The sequence below is a fragment of the Marinomonas sp. HM11-D genome (assembly GCF_057626615.1).
The window spans coordinates 163,154-178,708 of the sequence record NZ_JBMMKT010000002.1; the positions used below are offsets into that span (position 1 = coordinate 163,154).

Sequence of the window (15,555 nt, forward strand, 5' to 3'; positions counted from 1 at the left end):
ATAGAACACTGGCATCAATAAGAAACTGGCTGTAATTCATAGGTGTAACCTCGTCGACTGTATCGTTATTAGTGTATTGAGTTAAATCAGTTCAATTGATCTATAGCAGCATGCGTGCCAACAAAATAGATTCTTTAACGTATTGAAATCATTGGATAAAAAATTAAATTTGAAGTGTGTGTAAACTAAGTTTACGATTTTAGATGAATTATAGGTGTAAACGAGGTTTACGTTTTGGCACTATCGATTGCGTTTGAACTGTCTATCTGGGTGACCAGTGTGTGTGGCGTTTTGGTGGCGGCGTGGCTTCTTTGGCGCGCACGTCATCAAGCAGATTTGCGTGCCCTAGCGGGCTTCGCTGCCATGATGGCGTTGTGGTGTTTTGGTCATTTAGCCTTATTCCATAATCAGCAATCTTTAGGCATGGTATTGCTGTTAGCCAATCCATTGATGCCGACTTTTTTCCTGCATTTCGCGCTTTTGTTTGTCAATCAAGGGCCCGCTAAGCGGCCTTGGTTAACGTCGATTGCTAGCCATATTCCTTGGGTGTACGCCACCAGTGGTGCCATCGTGATGTACAGTGTTTGGGTGAGTGCAGGGGATACGGTGCCTCTTATAGACGGTCGTCCATTCTTTGTCTTCAACGAGCTTGGTGCTGTGAATCTTGCTTATACCGTGTTGATCGGCATGCTCGGTCATGGTGTATTGATTTTGGGCTGGCAGCAGCACTCAGGTAATAAAAAGCGCTCAATCTTAGCCATGTTTGGCGTCGCTGCGTGGGGCTTGTTGCTAGCGACAAGTTTTGTCTTTCCATCCTTTGGGATCAATGTCTTTCCTTATCCCATGTTGCTGTTGCCAAGCTATTTGTTGCTATTGGTATATGGCGTAGTGCGCTATCAAATTCTTGATGTGAATCGCTTTGCCAATCGAGCTTTATTAGCCTTAGTTATGATGCTGATAGTGCTGTGCGTGATTGCAGTACTAGGTGCCGTGTCAGGACCGATTGGCTTGCAGGCGTTAACGAATGTCCCCATATGGCAACTGTGGCTTTATTCACTAATCGTCTTGTTGATCGCCGCTGCGGTGTATCCATGGGTACGCCGTTTTAGTGAGCGCTTAGTTTTCCCAGGCGCGGTATTAAACGAGCAGATTTTAGAAAACTGGAACCGCGAACTCAATCAGGCGGCCTCTTGGCAGGCCCTGAAAACTCAAGGGGAGCAGCTGCTAGCGCGGCATTTGCGACAGCCTGTCACCATCCGTTTGAATCAGGAGGACTGTTTTGATGGTCTGCATGTGAGCGTTGAAAAAGATGCCAATGGTTGGTTTGCCCAGCCTTTTAACAGTAAAGATATCAGTCCTGGTATGCGCCTAACATTAGATGTGTTCGGCTCGCTATTCGCCACCCAATGCGCAGCGTTAGAGCGCTCTTTAGCACTGGCGGAGGCTGAGCGTAAACGCCTAGATGAACAGCATTTGGTAGAGCTTGGAAGTCTGTCGGCAGCCATGGCCCATGAGCTACGCAACCCGTTAAATATCATATCGATGGCTTCTTACAATGCCCCCGCTGATACGCGGCGTCATATCCAAGAGCAGTTGAGTCGGGCCGATCGTCTGGTCAGTGATATGTTGGTCTACTCAGGCAAGCTTACCTTGCATTATCAACCTGTGGCGTTGAGACCATTATTGGGCACTGTCTTAAGTTCTCTCAATACGGATCAGGTGCTGATGACCTTGCAGCTGGAAGACGGTCTTGAGCTGAGTGCCGATCCACATCGGTTGCAGCAGGTGTTTATTAATCTGATTGATAATGCCTTGGTCTATGTACGCAATCAGTCAGGCGGCTCTATTTGCATCGAAGCCCATCAACAGGGAACTGAGTTGGTCTGTCGTATTCACAACAACGGCCCAGCGCTTGATCCTAGCATCGAAAAAGATCAGCTGTTTCGTCCTTTTGTTAGTAAACGACAGGGCGGTAGCGGCTTAGGATTAGCGATCGTGCGCCGGATTATGGATGCTCACAATGGTCAGATTTGTCATCGCAGCGATTTAGGTTGGCCAGTGACCTTTGAATGTCGTTTGCCTCTTACTTCACAAGCATTTTCAGGAGAAACACCGGATGTCGGATAGTGGTTATATTTTATTAGTTGACGATGAGCCGGCTTTTCGTGAATTGGCCGGTGGCTGGCTGATTCAGCAAGGTTTCAAAGTTAAAACGGTGGGGTCAGTGGAGGAAGCCTTAGAAGCCAAAAAAAGCCAAGGGTTACCAGACTTGGTGCTGCTTGATTTGTCGCTGCCACCGTTTTTTGACCCGCAGAAAACTCTATTGGCCATGCCGCAGTTTGAAGGCTGCCCAGTGATAATTATTACTGGCCACGCTGAGCGTGAGCTGTCCTTGCAAGCCATTGCCCAAGGGGCTTGGGATTTTATCGCTAAGCCAGTTGATCCGGATATGCTGGCGGTAGTGGTGCGCCGAGCATTGGCGAAAACGCACTTGGAGCGTGAAGTGGCACGCTTACAAGGCAGCGCCACAAAAGCTGGTGCCGATACCTATATCGGCATTTCTGCGAGTACTCAGCGTATTCGAGCTCTAATCGAGCGTATCGCGCCGACGGATGTGCGAGTGTTGGTGACAGGGCCTTCTGGTACGGGCAAAGAAGTGGTTTCTCGAGCAATCCACGATTTAAGTGCTCGCGCGAAAGGGCCGTTTATTTCAGTGCATTGTGGTGCCATTCCTGCAGAGTTATTAGAAAGCGAGCTATTTGGTCATGTTAAAGGGGCGTTTACTGGGGCAGACAAAGATAAGCAGGGCTTACTGAAGCTTGCGGATGGCGGTACTTTGTTTCTCGATGAAATCGGTGAAATGCCGGTTCCAATGCAAATCAAGCTGCTGCGTGTGCTACAAGAAGGCAGTTATTACCCAGTCGGTGGACGCAGCTTAGAGCAAATCGATGTGCGTATTGTGTCAGCCACCAATGCTGATTTGGCTGAGCGTGTTGAGCAGGGCTCGTTTCGTGAAGATTTATATTATCGAATCAAGGGCGTGAGCATTGAAACGCAGGCCTTGGATACGCGACCAGAGGACATTCCGACCTTATTACAAAACTTTTTAAGTGCGCTCGAGGTCAAGCAGGGTAAGCGCTTTTATCTTTCCAACGATGCTCTGCAATGGTTTCGACAACGCCAGTGGCCGGGTAATGTGCGTGAGTTGAAAAATACTTTAGAAAGTGTCGCCGCCATCAGTATGGGCGGCCAGATTACCTTGGCTGATATTCAGCTGCTAAATTACGCCATTGAGTCTCAGTGCATATTGTCTGCGGTAACAAATATTACTTCTGCTGAAGTCAGCCTGGAACGTAGCTTAGAAGAGCAAGTGCAAGAATTGGAAATCTCGCTGATTCAAGCGGCGCTTGAGAAAACGGAGTATAACAAAACTCAAGCTTCGAAGCTTCTCGGCTTGTCGCGCCAAGGGCTCATTAAGAAAATTGAGCGCTACCAAATTTAAATATAAGGCTATCGGTTTTCAACACTTTACAACCTTAGTTGTATAGGATGATTTGATAAAAGTTGTGTAGCCTTTTTAGCTAATGAGCCTCTCGTGTTTAGTACTATTTTTAAAAAATATCAGACAACACTAGACAAAAAGAATCAATGCTGTATTATCTGCGCCCGTTGTAGAGCGAAGCTCATTAGTAAGTAGCATTTCTGTTGATTTAATAGATTTGTGTTGTGACCACTTTTTTTAGAAAATTGGACATATTGCTAAAGAAGTCTTTCTTGTAGAGCTGAAATAAACCAATAATTTTTTTTATAAGTTATTGATTTTAGTGTTTATTAAGTTAGAATGCTCTGCAAGGTTAGTTGAGGTAAGTTAAAGTTCTTTTGATATTTAGCCCTTACAAGGCGAATGTCGGGAGTTCGAACCTCTCCACGCCCACCACTTTATAAGCCGTGGTAAAACAACTTATGACAACGGAGTGGTAGTTCAGTTGGTTAGAATACCTGCCTGTCACGCAGGGGGTCGCGGGTTCGAGTCCCGTCCATTCCGCCACTTACTTCTAAAGTAAGTTGGTCAAGAACCATCTTTTCCCAAAGATGTAAAACTATGAGCGGGCGTGTAGCTCAGTTGGGAGAGCGTCGCCCTTACAAGGCGAATGTCGGGAGTTCGAACCTCTCCACGCCCACCACTTTATAAGCCGTGGTAAAACAACTTATGACATTGGAGTGGTAGTTCAGTTGGTTAGAATACCTGCCTGTCACGCAGGGGGTCGCGGGTTCGAGTCCCGTCCATTCCGCCACTTACTTCTAAAGTAAGTTGGTCAAGAACCATCTTTCCCAAAGATGTAAAACTATGAGCGGGCGTGTAGCTCAGTTGGGAGAGCGTCGCCCTTACAAGGCGAATGTCGGGAGTTCGAACCTCTCCACGCCCACCATACTTCCTCAAGCAATACCCATCAGATCATTTTCTTAGTAAGTCCCTTTCGTGTTCCTCTTTTAATTAAAAGATTAATTTTCGTTCTTACTTTATCTAGACAAACCTAAGTTACCCCTGTATTAATACTGTTTATTTAAACAGTGCTTTGTTATGCCGCTTTCTAGTCCGCCACCAAAGAAAATCATTCATATCGATATGGACGCCTTTTTCGCGTCGGTTGAAATGCGTGATTATCCAGAATATCGCAACATTCCACTGGCGGTGGGCGGTAGTGAAAAGCAGCGTGGTGTGATCAGTACCTGTAATTACGAAGCTCGTAAGTACGGAGTGCGATCGGCCATGTCGACAGCGCTGGCAAAGAAGCTTTGCCCACAGCTGACTGTGGTACCGGGCAGAATGCATGTCTACCGTGAAGTGTCTCAGAAGGTGCGTGAGATCTTTGCTCGTTATACTGAGCTGATTGAGCCGCTGTCGTTGGACGAAGCCTATTTGGATGTGACCGCATGCCAGCAATTACATGGCTCAGCCACGCTAATCGCCGAGGCGATCCGCCATGAGATTCGTACCGAGTTAAACCTGACTGCCTCAGCGGGCATTGCCCCGATTAAATTCCTTGCCAAAATCGCTTCAGACCTCAATAAGCCGGACGGCCAATTTGTTATCACGCCAGATGAAATGCAGAGCGTGATCGACTCGCTACCGTTAGAGAAAATCCCCGGTGTTGGTCAAGTGAGTTTGCAGAAGCTACATAAGGCCGGTTTCTATGTCTGTTCAGACATTCGTAGCAGTGACTACTTAAAACTTGTCAGACAATTTGGGCGACTAGGGGAGTCACTTTGGAATCGCAGTCACGGCATTGATCCGCGGGAAGTCACCCCCCATCGACAGCGTAAGTCGGTTGGCGTGGAGCGCACTTTTGCCAGCAATATCTCAAGCTTTGAGGAATGTTGGCAGGTCATTGAAAACAAGCTTTTCCCCGAGCTTTATTTGCGCTTAGGTAAAGCCTCACCCACTAAAGCCATTGCCAAGCAGGGCATTAAGGTTAAGTTCGCAGACTTTCAGTTAACCACCATTGAACATGTGCACGGTGCTTTAGACTTAGCGTATTTCCGTGATTTATTGCAGGAAGTCTTAACCCGACAAAATGGCCGTGAAATAAGGCTGCTTGGATTGCATGTCATGTTGAAGCCAGAAGAAAATGCCAAACAATTGCTGCTGGATTTCTCCTAGCATAAGAGGCATTTAGCTCAGTTAAATCTGTCCCTATCTATTTTCTAAAAATGTGTGCCTGTCCTAGTTTTGACTTCGCTCCTAGTATGGTCAGGTCATGTTGAGTCGAGATGGGGAAATATCATGGGTTTGGATCTGGTAACGATTTGGACGCTAGTGCTGGCGTTTGGATTGATGGTGTATGTCTTGCTGGATGGTGTGTATTTAGGCGTTGGGGCGCTCCTGTTAGGAGTACGACAACCAACAGATAAAGTCGCGCTGATGCAGTCCTTAGCACCCGTTTGCGGGGCAAATCTGGTTTGGTTACTGCTATGTGGTCTTGCGCTAATGGTGACTTTCCCCACTGCCTATTCAGTGATGATGGAGGCGTTTAATGTGCCTTTGTTGCTGATGCTAGCGGGTCTAGTACTGCGCGGCATGGGGTTTAAATATCAACTGAGCGCTGCTCAGAATCATCAAGCCACGGGGCGGCTCTTATTCAGTATGGGGTCGCTGCTAGCGGCCTTTTGCCAAGGTGCAATGGTCGGAGCCATACTGCAAGGGGTGACGGTTGATAATCATGAATATGTTGGTCAGGCATGGGAATGGCTCAGCTGGTTTGGTGTCTTGACCGGCGTAAGTCTAGTGCTTGCCTACGCATTATTGGGCGCCACTTGGTTGTTGATTACCATCAAGGAGCCAATGCTGTATCAGACCATGCGTCGTTATTCCCATCATTTATTGGTCTGGCTCGGTTATGCTGTTACCTGCTTGCAGCTTATTGTGCCGTTTTTAACTGAGGCTTTGAGAGAGCGTTGGCTCGGACTGCCAAATTTCTTCTACATGGGCTTTGTGCCAATGTTAGGTTTGATGGCATTCGTGTGGGCTTACTACGTGATTCGCTTTTCCACTTGGAAAGTATGGCCGATTTCGATTGTGTTGATTTTCTTAGGCACCATTTACTTCACCCTAATTACCTGCCTTTGGCCGGCGATCCTGCCTACCCAGGTGACGGTTCATAACGCTGCCGCAGAACACGCGAGCTTATCGCTGGCATTATGGGCAACAGTCATTGTGGTAGCAGCGATGTTTGCTTATCTATACCGAGCCTATTCAGCGTTTTATCGAGTGAGCGTCAAACGCATGGCGCTGGTTTCTCAAAGCGCCGCTTCACTTTAGTGCTGAGGCTTGTTTAAGTGTTTAAGAGTGTTTTAAACAGTTGATGGAGTGCCGCTTTGCGGTTCTCTGTCAGCGCTTGTGAGAAGCTCAAACGCATATGGTTTTTGTACAGACCCTGCGCCGAAAACAGCACGCCAGGTGTTAACACTATGCCTTTCTCTAATAAAGCATGATAACTCGTCTGAGTATCAATCTGTTCAGGCAACTCTACCCAACAGCTCAAACCGCCACTTGGTTTGCTGAATTTAATGACACTGCCCCAGTGATGCTTTAATTCTTGTAGCAACTGATCCCGTTGTTCTTTAAGTTGCTGACGCTGCTGATTGAGATAGCGCTTAAAATGCCCTTGGTGAATAAATTCTGCTAAGCCTTGTTGTGTCGCTTGCGGGCTGGCTAATTGGGTAATGAGTTTTAGCTGTGTGATTTTAGTATGCAGATTACCGCCAGCGACCCAGCCGATACGCAGGTCGCGTGACAAGCATTTTGAAAATGAGCCACATAAGATCACACGCCCCTCGCGACAGACGCTTTTTAGAGCAGGACGTGGCTCATTGCTAAAATTTAATTCGCCGTAAATATCATCTTCAATAAGGTAAAAGTCGTTTTGATTGGCTAACTGTACCAAGGTGGTCATATCCACAACGGACATTTTTGCCCCCGTCGGAGTATGAAAATTAGGCGTGACGACGCAGGCTTTGATTGGAAATTGCGCGATCTTTTGTGCCAGCTCGATTAAGTCCAGTCCACTGTTAGGATCGGACGATACCTCAATCACATTCAGCCCGAGCTGCTCGATTTGCTGTAATACCCCATAGAATGCGGGCGATTCAATGGCAACTGTATCGCCCGCCTGACAGGTGGCCATTAGTGCCAAAAACAGCGCATGCTGGCAGCCAGATGTGATGCACAGGTCATCTGCTGTAACGGCCGTGTCTCGCTGTCGGTAAAGCTCAGAGATGGCTTGGCGTAGGCTAAGGTTGCCCTTTGGCTCATCGTAATAATGGGCTTTCTTCTCCGGATGAGAACGTGCCGCTTTAGCGATCATGCGATTTAGGGTCACTAGATGCGCTGCGATTGGCGCACTATGTTCGCTTGGTAAAATATCAAACGCTGCACTGCGGGACATAATATCGCGGAAGAGATCTGGCACATTCACCTGGGCAGGAGCGGGCGGAGTGACAACCTTATCGGGCGTGTTTGCCTTTTGGTCGAGGTCTGCAACAAAGTAGCCGGATTTTGGCACCGCATAAATCAGCTGATCAGACTCTAACTTATGCAAGGCGTGCATGACCGTGGCCTTGGACAGCTCATGTTGTTTGCATAAGGTTCTAACAGAGGGCAATTTTTCGCCGACTTTAAAGCGGCCAGTGAGCACCTGCTGACGTAATAATACTTCCAAAGTTTGATAGCGAAATGCGGCCATGGCGAACTCCAAGCTTATGTATCTGGGGTTATGTTATCGCATTAATTTTAAAATAGGCTCATCTGTCTTGGTTTTTCTTACATAGCAATCGTTTCTAAATTCCTTAATATGGGCAGTTAAGACAGCCCTTTGATTTCCGAGCTCCCAATATAAGGAATGTATATATGACTTTTCCCCTCAATACCTTGGCACTTTCGCTCTCTCTGTTTATCTGTCACAGTGCGCTGGCGGCGGGTCAGCTGGCCGATGCTTATGCACCGGAAGCGACCAGTGATATTCAGCAAAAAGCGCTAGTCGAGGCGCAACATTTTATGGTGGCAGCGGCGCACCCTAAAGCCGTAGAGGCGGGTTATGAAGTGCTTAAGCAAGGTGGTTCCGCCATGGATGCCTTTGTGGCGGTTCAGTCGGTACTGGGGTTGGTTGAACCGCAGTCTTCTGGTTTAGGAGGCGGTGCGTTTGCCGTGTATTACGATGCCAGCAAGCAGCGCTTAACGACCTTTGATGCCCGAGAAACCGCGCCCCAAGAGGCTACCCCTGAATTGTTTCAACATCCCGATGGAAGCACCTATAAATTTTATGATGCTGTGATCGGAGGTCGTTCCGTGGGCACTCCTGGCACTGTTGCCTTGATGCAAACGCTACATGACGTGAATGGTAAGTTGCCTTGGCAGAGCTTATTTCAGCCGGCGATCCAGTTAGCCAATGACGGTTTCTCGGTATCGCCACGCATGGCGGGGGCCATTGCGAGTAGCAAGGAATCGCTGGCTAAATATCCTGATACGGCGGCGTATTTTCTAACAGAGCAGGGCGAGCCGTTAGCAGAAGGGACGTTACTAAAAAATCCCGCTTACGCCAGCACTCTCACTAGCCTTGCGCAATCGGGAGCGGACGCTTTTTATCAAGGTCAGATTGCAAAAGACATTGTGAACGCCGTCCGTTCGGTGTCGGATAATCCTGGTGTGCTATCACTCAATGACTTCATGCTCTACAAGGTGAAAGAGCGAGAGGCCACCTGTTTGCCGTACAAGCAATTTGATATCTGTGGCATTGGGCCGCCAAGCTCAGGTGCGCTTACTGTAGGTCAAATTTTAGGTATTACCCAGCATTTTGATTTAGCGGGCATGGGGCCTGATTCGCCGGAGGCTTGGCAAATCATCGGTGATGCTTCGCGCTTAGCCTTTGCCGACCGCGGACGTTATATGGCGGACACAGATTTTGTTCCCATGCCAGAGGGGCTATTGGATGAAAGCTACTTAGCAGAGCGGGCTAAGTTAATCACACCAGGGCAAGCGTTAACCAGTGTCGAGGCCGGTGAACCTCGTTGGCAAAAGGCGATCGTTCAAGCGGATGATCAGGCCATCGAATTCCCTAGCACCAGTCATATCTCTATTGTGGATGGCGACGGTAATGCCTTGTCGGTCACTACCACCATTGAAAATGGCTTTGGCTCACGAGTGATGAGCCATGGTTTTTTGCTTAATAACGAGCTGACTGACTTTTCGTTTGCTTCTTATAGCAATGGCTACCCTATTGCGAATCGCCTAGAACCCGGTAAACGTCCGCGTTCTTCTATGGCACCCACCATTGTTATGAAAGATGGCCAGCCGTACATGGTACTCGGCTCGCCAGGGGGCAGTCGCATCATTGGTTATGTATCAAAAGCTTTGATTGCCCAGCTAGAGTGGGACATGGATATGCAACAGGCGATTTCATTACCGAATATGCTCAACCGCTTTGGTACCTATGATGTTGAGCAAGGAACCAGCGCTGAAGCGTTAGCGCCAGAATTAGAAAAGATGGGCTTTAAAGTTTCCGTTACAGACCTTAATTCAGGCCTGCAAGGCATTCTTATTGAAAGCGGTAAGCTGTATGGCGGGGCAGACCCGCGCAGAGAAGGAGTGGTATTGGGGGATTAATTGCTCACCAAGCAGAAACACAGGCTGCTGACCGATGATTAGGTGAGCAGCTGGATGTGTGTTGGATGTTCAGGCGAGCGTATGATTCGTGATTGTACATCGAATACCTGAGCAATAAAGTCTTCGCTGATTAAGCTATCAGGCGTCCCTTGTGCCACGATGCGACCTTCCTTGAGTGCGATGATGCGGTCAAAGCGCAGGGCATGGTTTAGGTCATGAACCGCGACGAGCATGGTGCGTTGAATGTGTTCAATCAAACTTAATACGCCCAGTTGCTGCTTGATATCTAGATGATTGGTAGGCTCGTCCATGACAATAAAAGGCGTGTCTTGTGCTAGGGCTCGGGCAATGTGTAAGCGCTGTTGTTCACCGCCAGAAAGCGTGTGCCAAGATTGGTTGCGTTTATGGCTCATATTTACCTGCTGTAGGGCTTGATCCACATAACGCTGATGGCTTTTGCTCCAGCGCTCAAAGGCTCTGAGCCAAGGAATCCTGCCCAGTGCGACGGCGTCTTCTGCTTTGATCTGCTCTTCGGTATTGGCCTTTTGTTGCACAAAGGATAGGTGCTGAGCCAATAAACGCCTTGGATAACGCTGAACAGACTGACCCTCTAGTAATATTTGTCCTGCAGATGGCTGGTTTAAGCCGCAGATCAGCCGCAGTAAGGTGGATTTGCCTGAACCATTGGGGCCAATTAAGGCCACTCGTTCCCCTTGATGTATGCTAAGGGAAATATCCTGTAATAAAGACTTCTTGCCTTGCTGATAGGCCAAATTGGATACGACGAGGTTCATTTGCGTTGCCCTCTTATAAGGACTAAAGCAAAGCAGGGCGCACCAATCAAGGCAGTGACCACGCCTATCGGGAGCACCTGTCCTGGCACCACAGTGCGAGAGCCAATGTCACAGATAATCAAAAAGATGGCGCCAATCACGGCACAGGCAGGAATTAGCACGAGGTGTGAACTGCCAAATAAAAAGCGTGCCGCATGGGGAATGACTAAGCCGACAAAGCCAATCGCTCCGACCATGGACACCATCACGGCGGTCATCATGGCGGTAGCGAGGATGAGCACTAGCTGTACTCGACGCACTGAGATGCCGATGGAGGCAGCCGCATCGGAACCAAAGATAAAGGCATCTAAAGAGCGGGCATGCCAAATGACGATTAATAAGCCTGCAATCAGCACTGGCACTGCAATACTGACTTCTTGCCATCTGGCACCAGACAGGTTGCCTAATAGCCAAAACATAATGCCTCGCGCCTGCTCAGCGTTAGCCGATTTAGCAATGATAAAGGCGGTCAGGGCATTGAACAGTTGCGAGCCAGCGATGCCGGCAAGAATGATTTGCGTGGAAATATGATTCATTCTGCGGCCTGATGCCAGCGCCGCTAATAACATGACAAAGGCAAATGCCAGCATGGCGCCAATCAGCGCGCCAAAGGACATGCTCAATACCCCTGCGCCGATACCAGCAATGGTAATGGTCACAGCGCCAGTGGACGCGCCCGCAGAAATACCAAGTAGATAAGGGTCCGCCAAGGCATTACGCAGCAGGGACTGCAAAACCAGTCCCGTGACCGCCAGAGCGGCACCGCAACAGGCTGCGACCAGAGTCCGTGTCAGTCGGTAATTCCAGATCACACCCTGGTCGATAGGATGCACGGGATACTTTCCCGCTAAGGTGCCATTTGCTAGCGCTTGGAGCACAGTGCTAAACGGAATATTGGTTTCACCAATGGCAATGCCCGATGTGATGGCGAGTATCAATAACACCAAGCTTAGTAAGACCAAGCTGATAGGATGTCGCAGTAGCAGCCCTGGCAAGGTTCGAAACGGCATCTCTTATAAGTCTTCTAAGGCTTGGGTTAGCGTTTCTAAGCCATCAATTAAGCGGATGGTGGCATCCATTTCCAGCGCATCCAACACCACAATTCGGTCATGTTTCACCGCATCCATTTGCTTGGTGACGGGATCAGACTTTAAAAACTCAATTTTTTTAAGATAGTCGTCGGCTGGGAAGCGGCGGCGATCCATCTTAGCAATGACAATAATGTCAGGATTGGCCTTGGCAATGGTTTCCCAGCCAACGCTGGGCCATTCTTCATCGGACTGAACCACGTTTTCAATGCCCAAGGTTTTCATTAAATACCCTGCTGGGCCTTTTTGACCAGCCACATAGGGGTCTATCGCAATGTTGGCGCTGGAATACCAAAAAACCGCACTGCGCGGCTGAGTTTGGGCCGCTTGAGCGCGTTGCATGGCCTCTTGTTCACGAGATTTAAGTGAGGCGATGACTTGCTGACCGCGTTCCGGGACATTAAAAATAGCCGACAGTTGGTCGATGCTTTTATACAGTGCCGCGGTAGAAAACTGATCTAAACGGGTGCCATCCAAACCAATCGAATTGTCTTTCTGGTCACAGTCCATGGGTAGAATGTAGGTAGGCACGCCCACATCATGAAATTGCGCACGGGTCGCCACTATGCCTTGTTCACCCACATGCCATTCGTATTGCACCGCTACAAAATCGGGGCGTTTGGCTAGTACGGACTCAAAGCTTGGGTCATTGTCCGCTAGGCGCGGGATGGCATTATTTTGTGCTTGGTAGGCTGGCAATACCTCGTTAAACCAAACGGACGTTGCAGAAACCTTATCAGCCAAATCTAAGCTATACAGAATCTCAGTCGCCGCTTGACCAATGGTGACGACCTTACTTGGCGCCTGTTTGAACGTTTGCTCCCAACCACAGTTTTCAATCGTCAGCGGGTAATCTGTTGCCGCAAGGCTTGGGGGGCTGAACAGTGCAGTGCCGAGTAACGCAGCAGAAAACAGGGCTTTCATTGGAACTCCATAACCAGATTTATTAAGTGAGGGTATTTTAGAGGGATTCCTGCGTGAAGTAAGGTGTAAATAATTCATGTGACCTACGGCACGACTCAATTGTTTAGAAAGTAACCACCCTGCATGCTAACGCATAAGCAGAGTGGTTACGAAGAGGGGCTTTGATTGAACAAGTCATCCACTTAGTTGGCACCCAAGCAGATGACTACAACTGTATTGATTAAAACGGATAGTGCTGATTAGGATCTTCGATGGTGATCCAGCGCAGATCGGTGAATTCCGCAATAGCGGCCTTACCACCGAAGCGTCCGTAACCAGAATCCCCCACACCGCCAAATGGCATATGCGGTTCATCACCCACGGTTGGGCCGTTAATATGGCAAATACCGCTGTTAATGGCATTGGCGCAGGCGAGGGCACGGTTAATGTCCTGTGAAAACACGGCCGCTGACAAGCCGTATTCAGACTGGTTTGCCACAGCAATGGCTTCGGCATCCCCATTCACACGAATAATCGATTTCACTGGACCAAAGCTTTCTTCAGAGAAAATGCGCATATCTGAGGTCACGTTATCCAGTAGGGTAGCCGCGAACATGGCACCGTCGGACTCACCACCACAGACCACTTTGGCGCCTTTACTGGCCGCATCCTCAATCAGTTCATGCATTTTGACCGAGACATTCGGATTAACTAAAGAGCCGAGCACCACCTGATCACGAGGATTACCCCATGGTAAGGCTGCTGCTCTGGCGGCAAGCTTCTCAACAAAGACATCGGCGATACTTTGATCGACAATCAAACGCTCGGTCGACATACAGATTTGGCCTTGGTTCATAAAGGCACCAAAGATGGCAGCGTTCACAGCACCGTCTATGTCTGCATCGGATAACACCAACATGGGCGCTTTGCCGCCAAGTTCTAATAGGGCTGGCTTTAAGTTTTCACCCGCTAAACGACCAATGATTCGACCCACCGGACTAGAGCCAGTGAAGTTCACGTGGCGTACTTGTGGGGCTTCAATTAGGGATTTAACAACTTCTGCCGCGTCTTCTGGGGCGTTAGAAAGAACGTTCACGACGCCATCAGGAAAACCTGCTTCGATAAAGCAATCAATAATCAAACGGTGCGTCAGCGGGCAGAACTCGGAGCTTTTTAAAATGACAGTGTTGCCACAAGCCAGTGGCGCAGCGATCGCGCGAGCACCCAAAATCACTGGTGCATTCCATGGTGCCATAGCCAGACAAACGCCTTTCGGCTTGTGGACCGACATGGCGAGGGTGCCTGGTTTGTTAGAGGGAATCACTTCGCCGTTAATCTGAGTGGTTAACGCGGCGGCTTCGCGGATATGGCCCGCAGCCAAAAACACGTTAAACCCTGCCCACATAGTAGTAGCGCCGGTTTCTGTGATCATGGCCGCAGTAAACTGCTCGCTTTTCGCTTCCATAATATCCGCCGCCTTGTTTAACAAACTACGGCGTTCAGCGGGAGTGGATGTGCTCCAAGTAGCAAAAGCATTGTGAGCTGCTTGTACCGCTTCCAAAGCATCGCTAACGGAGGTGGCTGCTGCGCTTGACGCCACGTCACTTGTCACAGGATCGATGCGATCAAAGGTTTTGCCATGGCTGGCGGCTTTATCCTGACCACCAATATGTAGCATGACTGTCATTTCGTTCTCCTTGTTACGGTTTTTATTTTAATAACGCTTGGGGGTATCGCTTATAACGTGATGTTTCAATATGGGTGCAATACTGTTTCTTTTGAAATGATTTTTTATGGACGGACATTCAAAATTGATAGTTTGCTAAGACAAAGCATAACGTCCAACAAGGTATAAAAGGGTTAGTACTTTAGTCTTGTGGTTGTCTGCTTTTTAACCTGCTGTTAATTAAAGAATTATTTTTAATAAAGTGGTTGTGTTCAAGAAAAGTTTCCCTATAATACCCTCCATCTTCTGACGCAGATGATTGTTTGTGTTGAGGTTAGGAGTGGTAGTTCAGTTGGTTAGAATACCTGCCTGTCACGCAGGGGGTCGCGGGTTCGAGTCCCGTCCATTCCGCCACTTACTTTCTAAAGTAAGTTGGTAAAGAACCATCTTTCCCAAGATGTAAAACAATGAGCGGGCGTGTAGCTCAGTTGGGAGAGCGTCGCCCTTACAAGGCGAATGTCGGGAGTTCGAACCTCTCCACGCCCACCACTTTATAAGCAGTGGAAAAACAACTTATGACAATGGAGTGGTAGTTCAGTTGGTTAGAATACCTGCCTGTCACGCAGGGGGTCGCGGGTTCGAGTCCCGTCCATTCCGCCACTTACTTTAGCCCTTAAAGTAAGTTCAAGATCTCAGGATGGGTGTGTAGCTCAGTTGGGAGAGCGTCGCCCTTACAAGGCGAATGTCGGGAGTTCGAACCTCTCCACACCCACCAATTTTCTTTTATATACCTCATATTTATCTGTATTTTCACATCTTCTGTATTATTTCTTTTATGACAGTTTCTAACTGTTACATCATTCATCTTCGTCTTTAGATGTCATACACGAATTATCATTCTGATAG

10 protein-coding genes and 8 tRNA genes are annotated in these 15,555 nt (G+C 48.5%); 13 read left to right on the forward strand and 5 right to left on the reverse strand.

All coding sequences use genetic code 11. The features are described from left to right. Window positions 1-234 precede the first annotated feature (234 nt). The 8 genes from ACOSVP_RS03175 (at window position 235) to ACOSVP_RS03210 (ending at window position 6,820) form a co-directional block, all read left to right on the forward strand. A complete protein-coding gene (locus ACOSVP_RS03175; RefSeq protein WP_487346045.1) occupies window positions 235-2,127 on the forward strand; it encodes an ATP-binding protein in 1,893 nt (630 codons plus the stop codon). Further along, window positions 2,117-3,502: a sigma-54-dependent transcriptional regulator gene (locus ACOSVP_RS03180; protein ID WP_487346046.1), complete on the forward strand. Its 1,386-nt coding sequence runs from the start codon at window positions 2,117-2,119 to the stop codon at window positions 3,500-3,502. The genes ACOSVP_RS03175 and ACOSVP_RS03180 overlap by 11 nt, the downstream gene beginning before the upstream one ends. A gap of 469 nt (window positions 3,503-3,971) precedes the next feature. Then, window positions 3,972-4,048, forward strand: a tRNA-Asp gene (locus ACOSVP_RS03185). Between the two features lie 60 nt (window positions 4,049-4,108). Beyond that, window positions 4,109-4,184: transfer RNA gene (locus ACOSVP_RS03190), tRNA-Val, on the forward strand. Window positions 4,185-4,218: 34 nt separating this feature from the next. Further along, window positions 4,219-4,295 (forward strand) — tRNA-Asp (locus tag ACOSVP_RS03195). Between the two features lie 59 nt (window positions 4,296-4,354). Continuing rightward, window positions 4,355-4,430, forward strand: a tRNA-Val gene (locus ACOSVP_RS03200). Window positions 4,431-4,582: 152 nt separating this feature from the next. Then, entirely contained in the window at window positions 4,583-5,662 is a 1,080-nt protein-coding gene (gene dinB / locus ACOSVP_RS03205; RefSeq protein WP_487346047.1) for a DNA polymerase IV, read from the forward strand. A 123-nt stretch (window positions 5,663-5,785) separates the two neighbouring features. Beyond that, window positions 5,786-6,820 carry a cytochrome d ubiquinol oxidase subunit II gene (locus ACOSVP_RS03210; RefSeq protein WP_487346048.1) on the forward strand — a complete coding sequence of 345 codons (1,035 nt, stop codon included), beginning with the start codon at window positions 5,786-5,788 and terminating at the stop codon, window positions 6,818-6,820. A 13-nt stretch (window positions 6,821-6,833) separates the two neighbouring features. Here the strand turns inward: ACOSVP_RS03210 and ACOSVP_RS03215 are convergent, their stop codons facing one another. After that, a complete protein-coding gene (locus ACOSVP_RS03215; RefSeq protein ID WP_487346049.1) occupies window positions 6,834-8,243 on the reverse strand; it encodes an aminotransferase-like domain-containing protein in 1,410 nt (469 codons plus the stop codon). Window positions 8,244-8,407: 164 nt separating this feature from the next. Here ACOSVP_RS03215 and ggt point away from each other — a divergent pair, with 164 nt between their 5' ends. Further along, window positions 8,408-10,159: a gamma-glutamyltransferase gene (ggt, locus tag ACOSVP_RS03220; RefSeq protein ID WP_487346050.1), complete on the forward strand. Its 1,752-nt coding sequence runs from the start codon at window positions 8,408-8,410 to the stop codon at window positions 10,157-10,159. 38 nt (window positions 10,160-10,197) lie between these two features. Here ggt and ACOSVP_RS03225 read toward each other — a convergent pair whose 3' ends face one another. The 4 genes from ACOSVP_RS03225 to ACOSVP_RS03240 all read right to left on the reverse strand — a co-directional run bounded on the left by ACOSVP_RS03225 (window position 10,198) and on the right by ACOSVP_RS03240 (window position 14,670). Further along, on the reverse strand, window positions 10,198-10,953 hold the full coding sequence (locus ACOSVP_RS03225) for an ABC transporter ATP-binding protein (RefSeq protein ID WP_487346051.1): 756 nt from the start codon (window positions 10,951-10,953) through the stop codon (window positions 10,198-10,200). Next, complete coding sequence (locus ACOSVP_RS03230; RefSeq protein WP_487346052.1) at window positions 10,950-12,002, reverse strand: FecCD family ABC transporter permease; 1,053 nt, start codon at window positions 12,000-12,002, stop codon at window positions 10,950-10,952. The genes ACOSVP_RS03225 and ACOSVP_RS03230 overlap by 4 nt, the downstream gene beginning before the upstream one ends. A 3-nt stretch (window positions 12,003-12,005) precedes the next feature. Then, window positions 12,006-13,004, reverse strand: a complete 999-nt coding sequence (locus tag ACOSVP_RS03235) for an ABC transporter substrate-binding protein (RefSeq protein WP_487346053.1) — start codon at window positions 13,002-13,004, stop codon at window positions 12,006-12,008. A 220-nt stretch (window positions 13,005-13,224) separates the two neighbouring features. Next, window positions 13,225-14,670 (reverse strand): aldehyde dehydrogenase, encoded by a 1,446-nt coding sequence (locus ACOSVP_RS03240; protein WP_487346054.1) that lies wholly within the window; start codon window positions 14,668-14,670, stop codon window positions 13,225-13,227. A gap of 316 nt (window positions 14,671-14,986) precedes the next feature. Between ACOSVP_RS03240 and ACOSVP_RS03245 the strand changes: the two genes are divergently transcribed. From ACOSVP_RS03245 to ACOSVP_RS03260, 4 genes are all read left to right on the forward strand, one after another. Further along, window positions 14,987-15,063 (forward strand) — tRNA-Asp (locus tag ACOSVP_RS03245). A gap of 59 nt (window positions 15,064-15,122) precedes the next feature. Then, a tRNA-Val gene (locus tag ACOSVP_RS03250) sits at window positions 15,123-15,198 on the forward strand. A gap of 34 nt (window positions 15,199-15,232) precedes the next feature. Beyond that, window positions 15,233-15,309: transfer RNA gene (locus ACOSVP_RS03255), tRNA-Asp, on the forward strand. Between the two features lie 39 nt (window positions 15,310-15,348). Continuing rightward, window positions 15,349-15,424: transfer RNA gene (locus ACOSVP_RS03260), tRNA-Val, on the forward strand. Window positions 15,425-15,555: the final 131 nt, after the last annotated feature.

What these genes read in the sequence shown, in the direction of transcription:
- ACOSVP_RS03180 (WP_487346046.1), top strand. Translation starts at nt 2,117, where the DNA reads ATGTCGGATAGTGGTTATATTTTATTAGTTGACGATGAGCCGGCTTTT.
- dinB (WP_487346047.1), top strand. Translation starts at nt 4,583, where the DNA reads ATGCCGCTTTCTAGTCCGCCACCAAAGAAAATCATTCATATCGATATG.
- ACOSVP_RS03210 (WP_487346048.1), top strand. Translation starts at nt 5,786, where the DNA reads ATGGGTTTGGATCTGGTAACGATTTGGACGCTAGTGCTGGCGTTTGGA.
- ACOSVP_RS03215 (WP_487346049.1), bottom strand. Translation starts at nt 8,243, where the DNA reads ATGGCCGCATTTCGCTATCAAACTTTGGAAGTATTATTACGTCAGCAG.
- ggt (WP_487346050.1), top strand. Translation starts at nt 8,408, where the DNA reads ATGACTTTTCCCCTCAATACCTTGGCACTTTCGCTCTCTCTGTTTATC.
- ACOSVP_RS03225 (WP_487346051.1), bottom strand. Translation starts at nt 10,953, where the DNA reads ATGAACCTCGTCGTATCCAATTTGGCCTATCAGCAAGGCAAGAAGTCT.
- ACOSVP_RS03230 (WP_487346052.1), bottom strand. Translation starts at nt 12,002, where the DNA reads ATGCCGTTTCGAACCTTGCCAGGGCTGCTACTGCGACATCCTATCAGC.
- ACOSVP_RS03235 (WP_487346053.1), bottom strand. Translation starts at nt 13,004, where the DNA reads ATGAAAGCCCTGTTTTCTGCTGCGTTACTCGGCACTGCACTGTTCAGC.
- ACOSVP_RS03240 (WP_487346054.1), bottom strand. Translation starts at nt 14,670, where the DNA reads ATGACAGTCATGCTACATATTGGTGGTCAGGATAAAGCCGCCAGCCAT.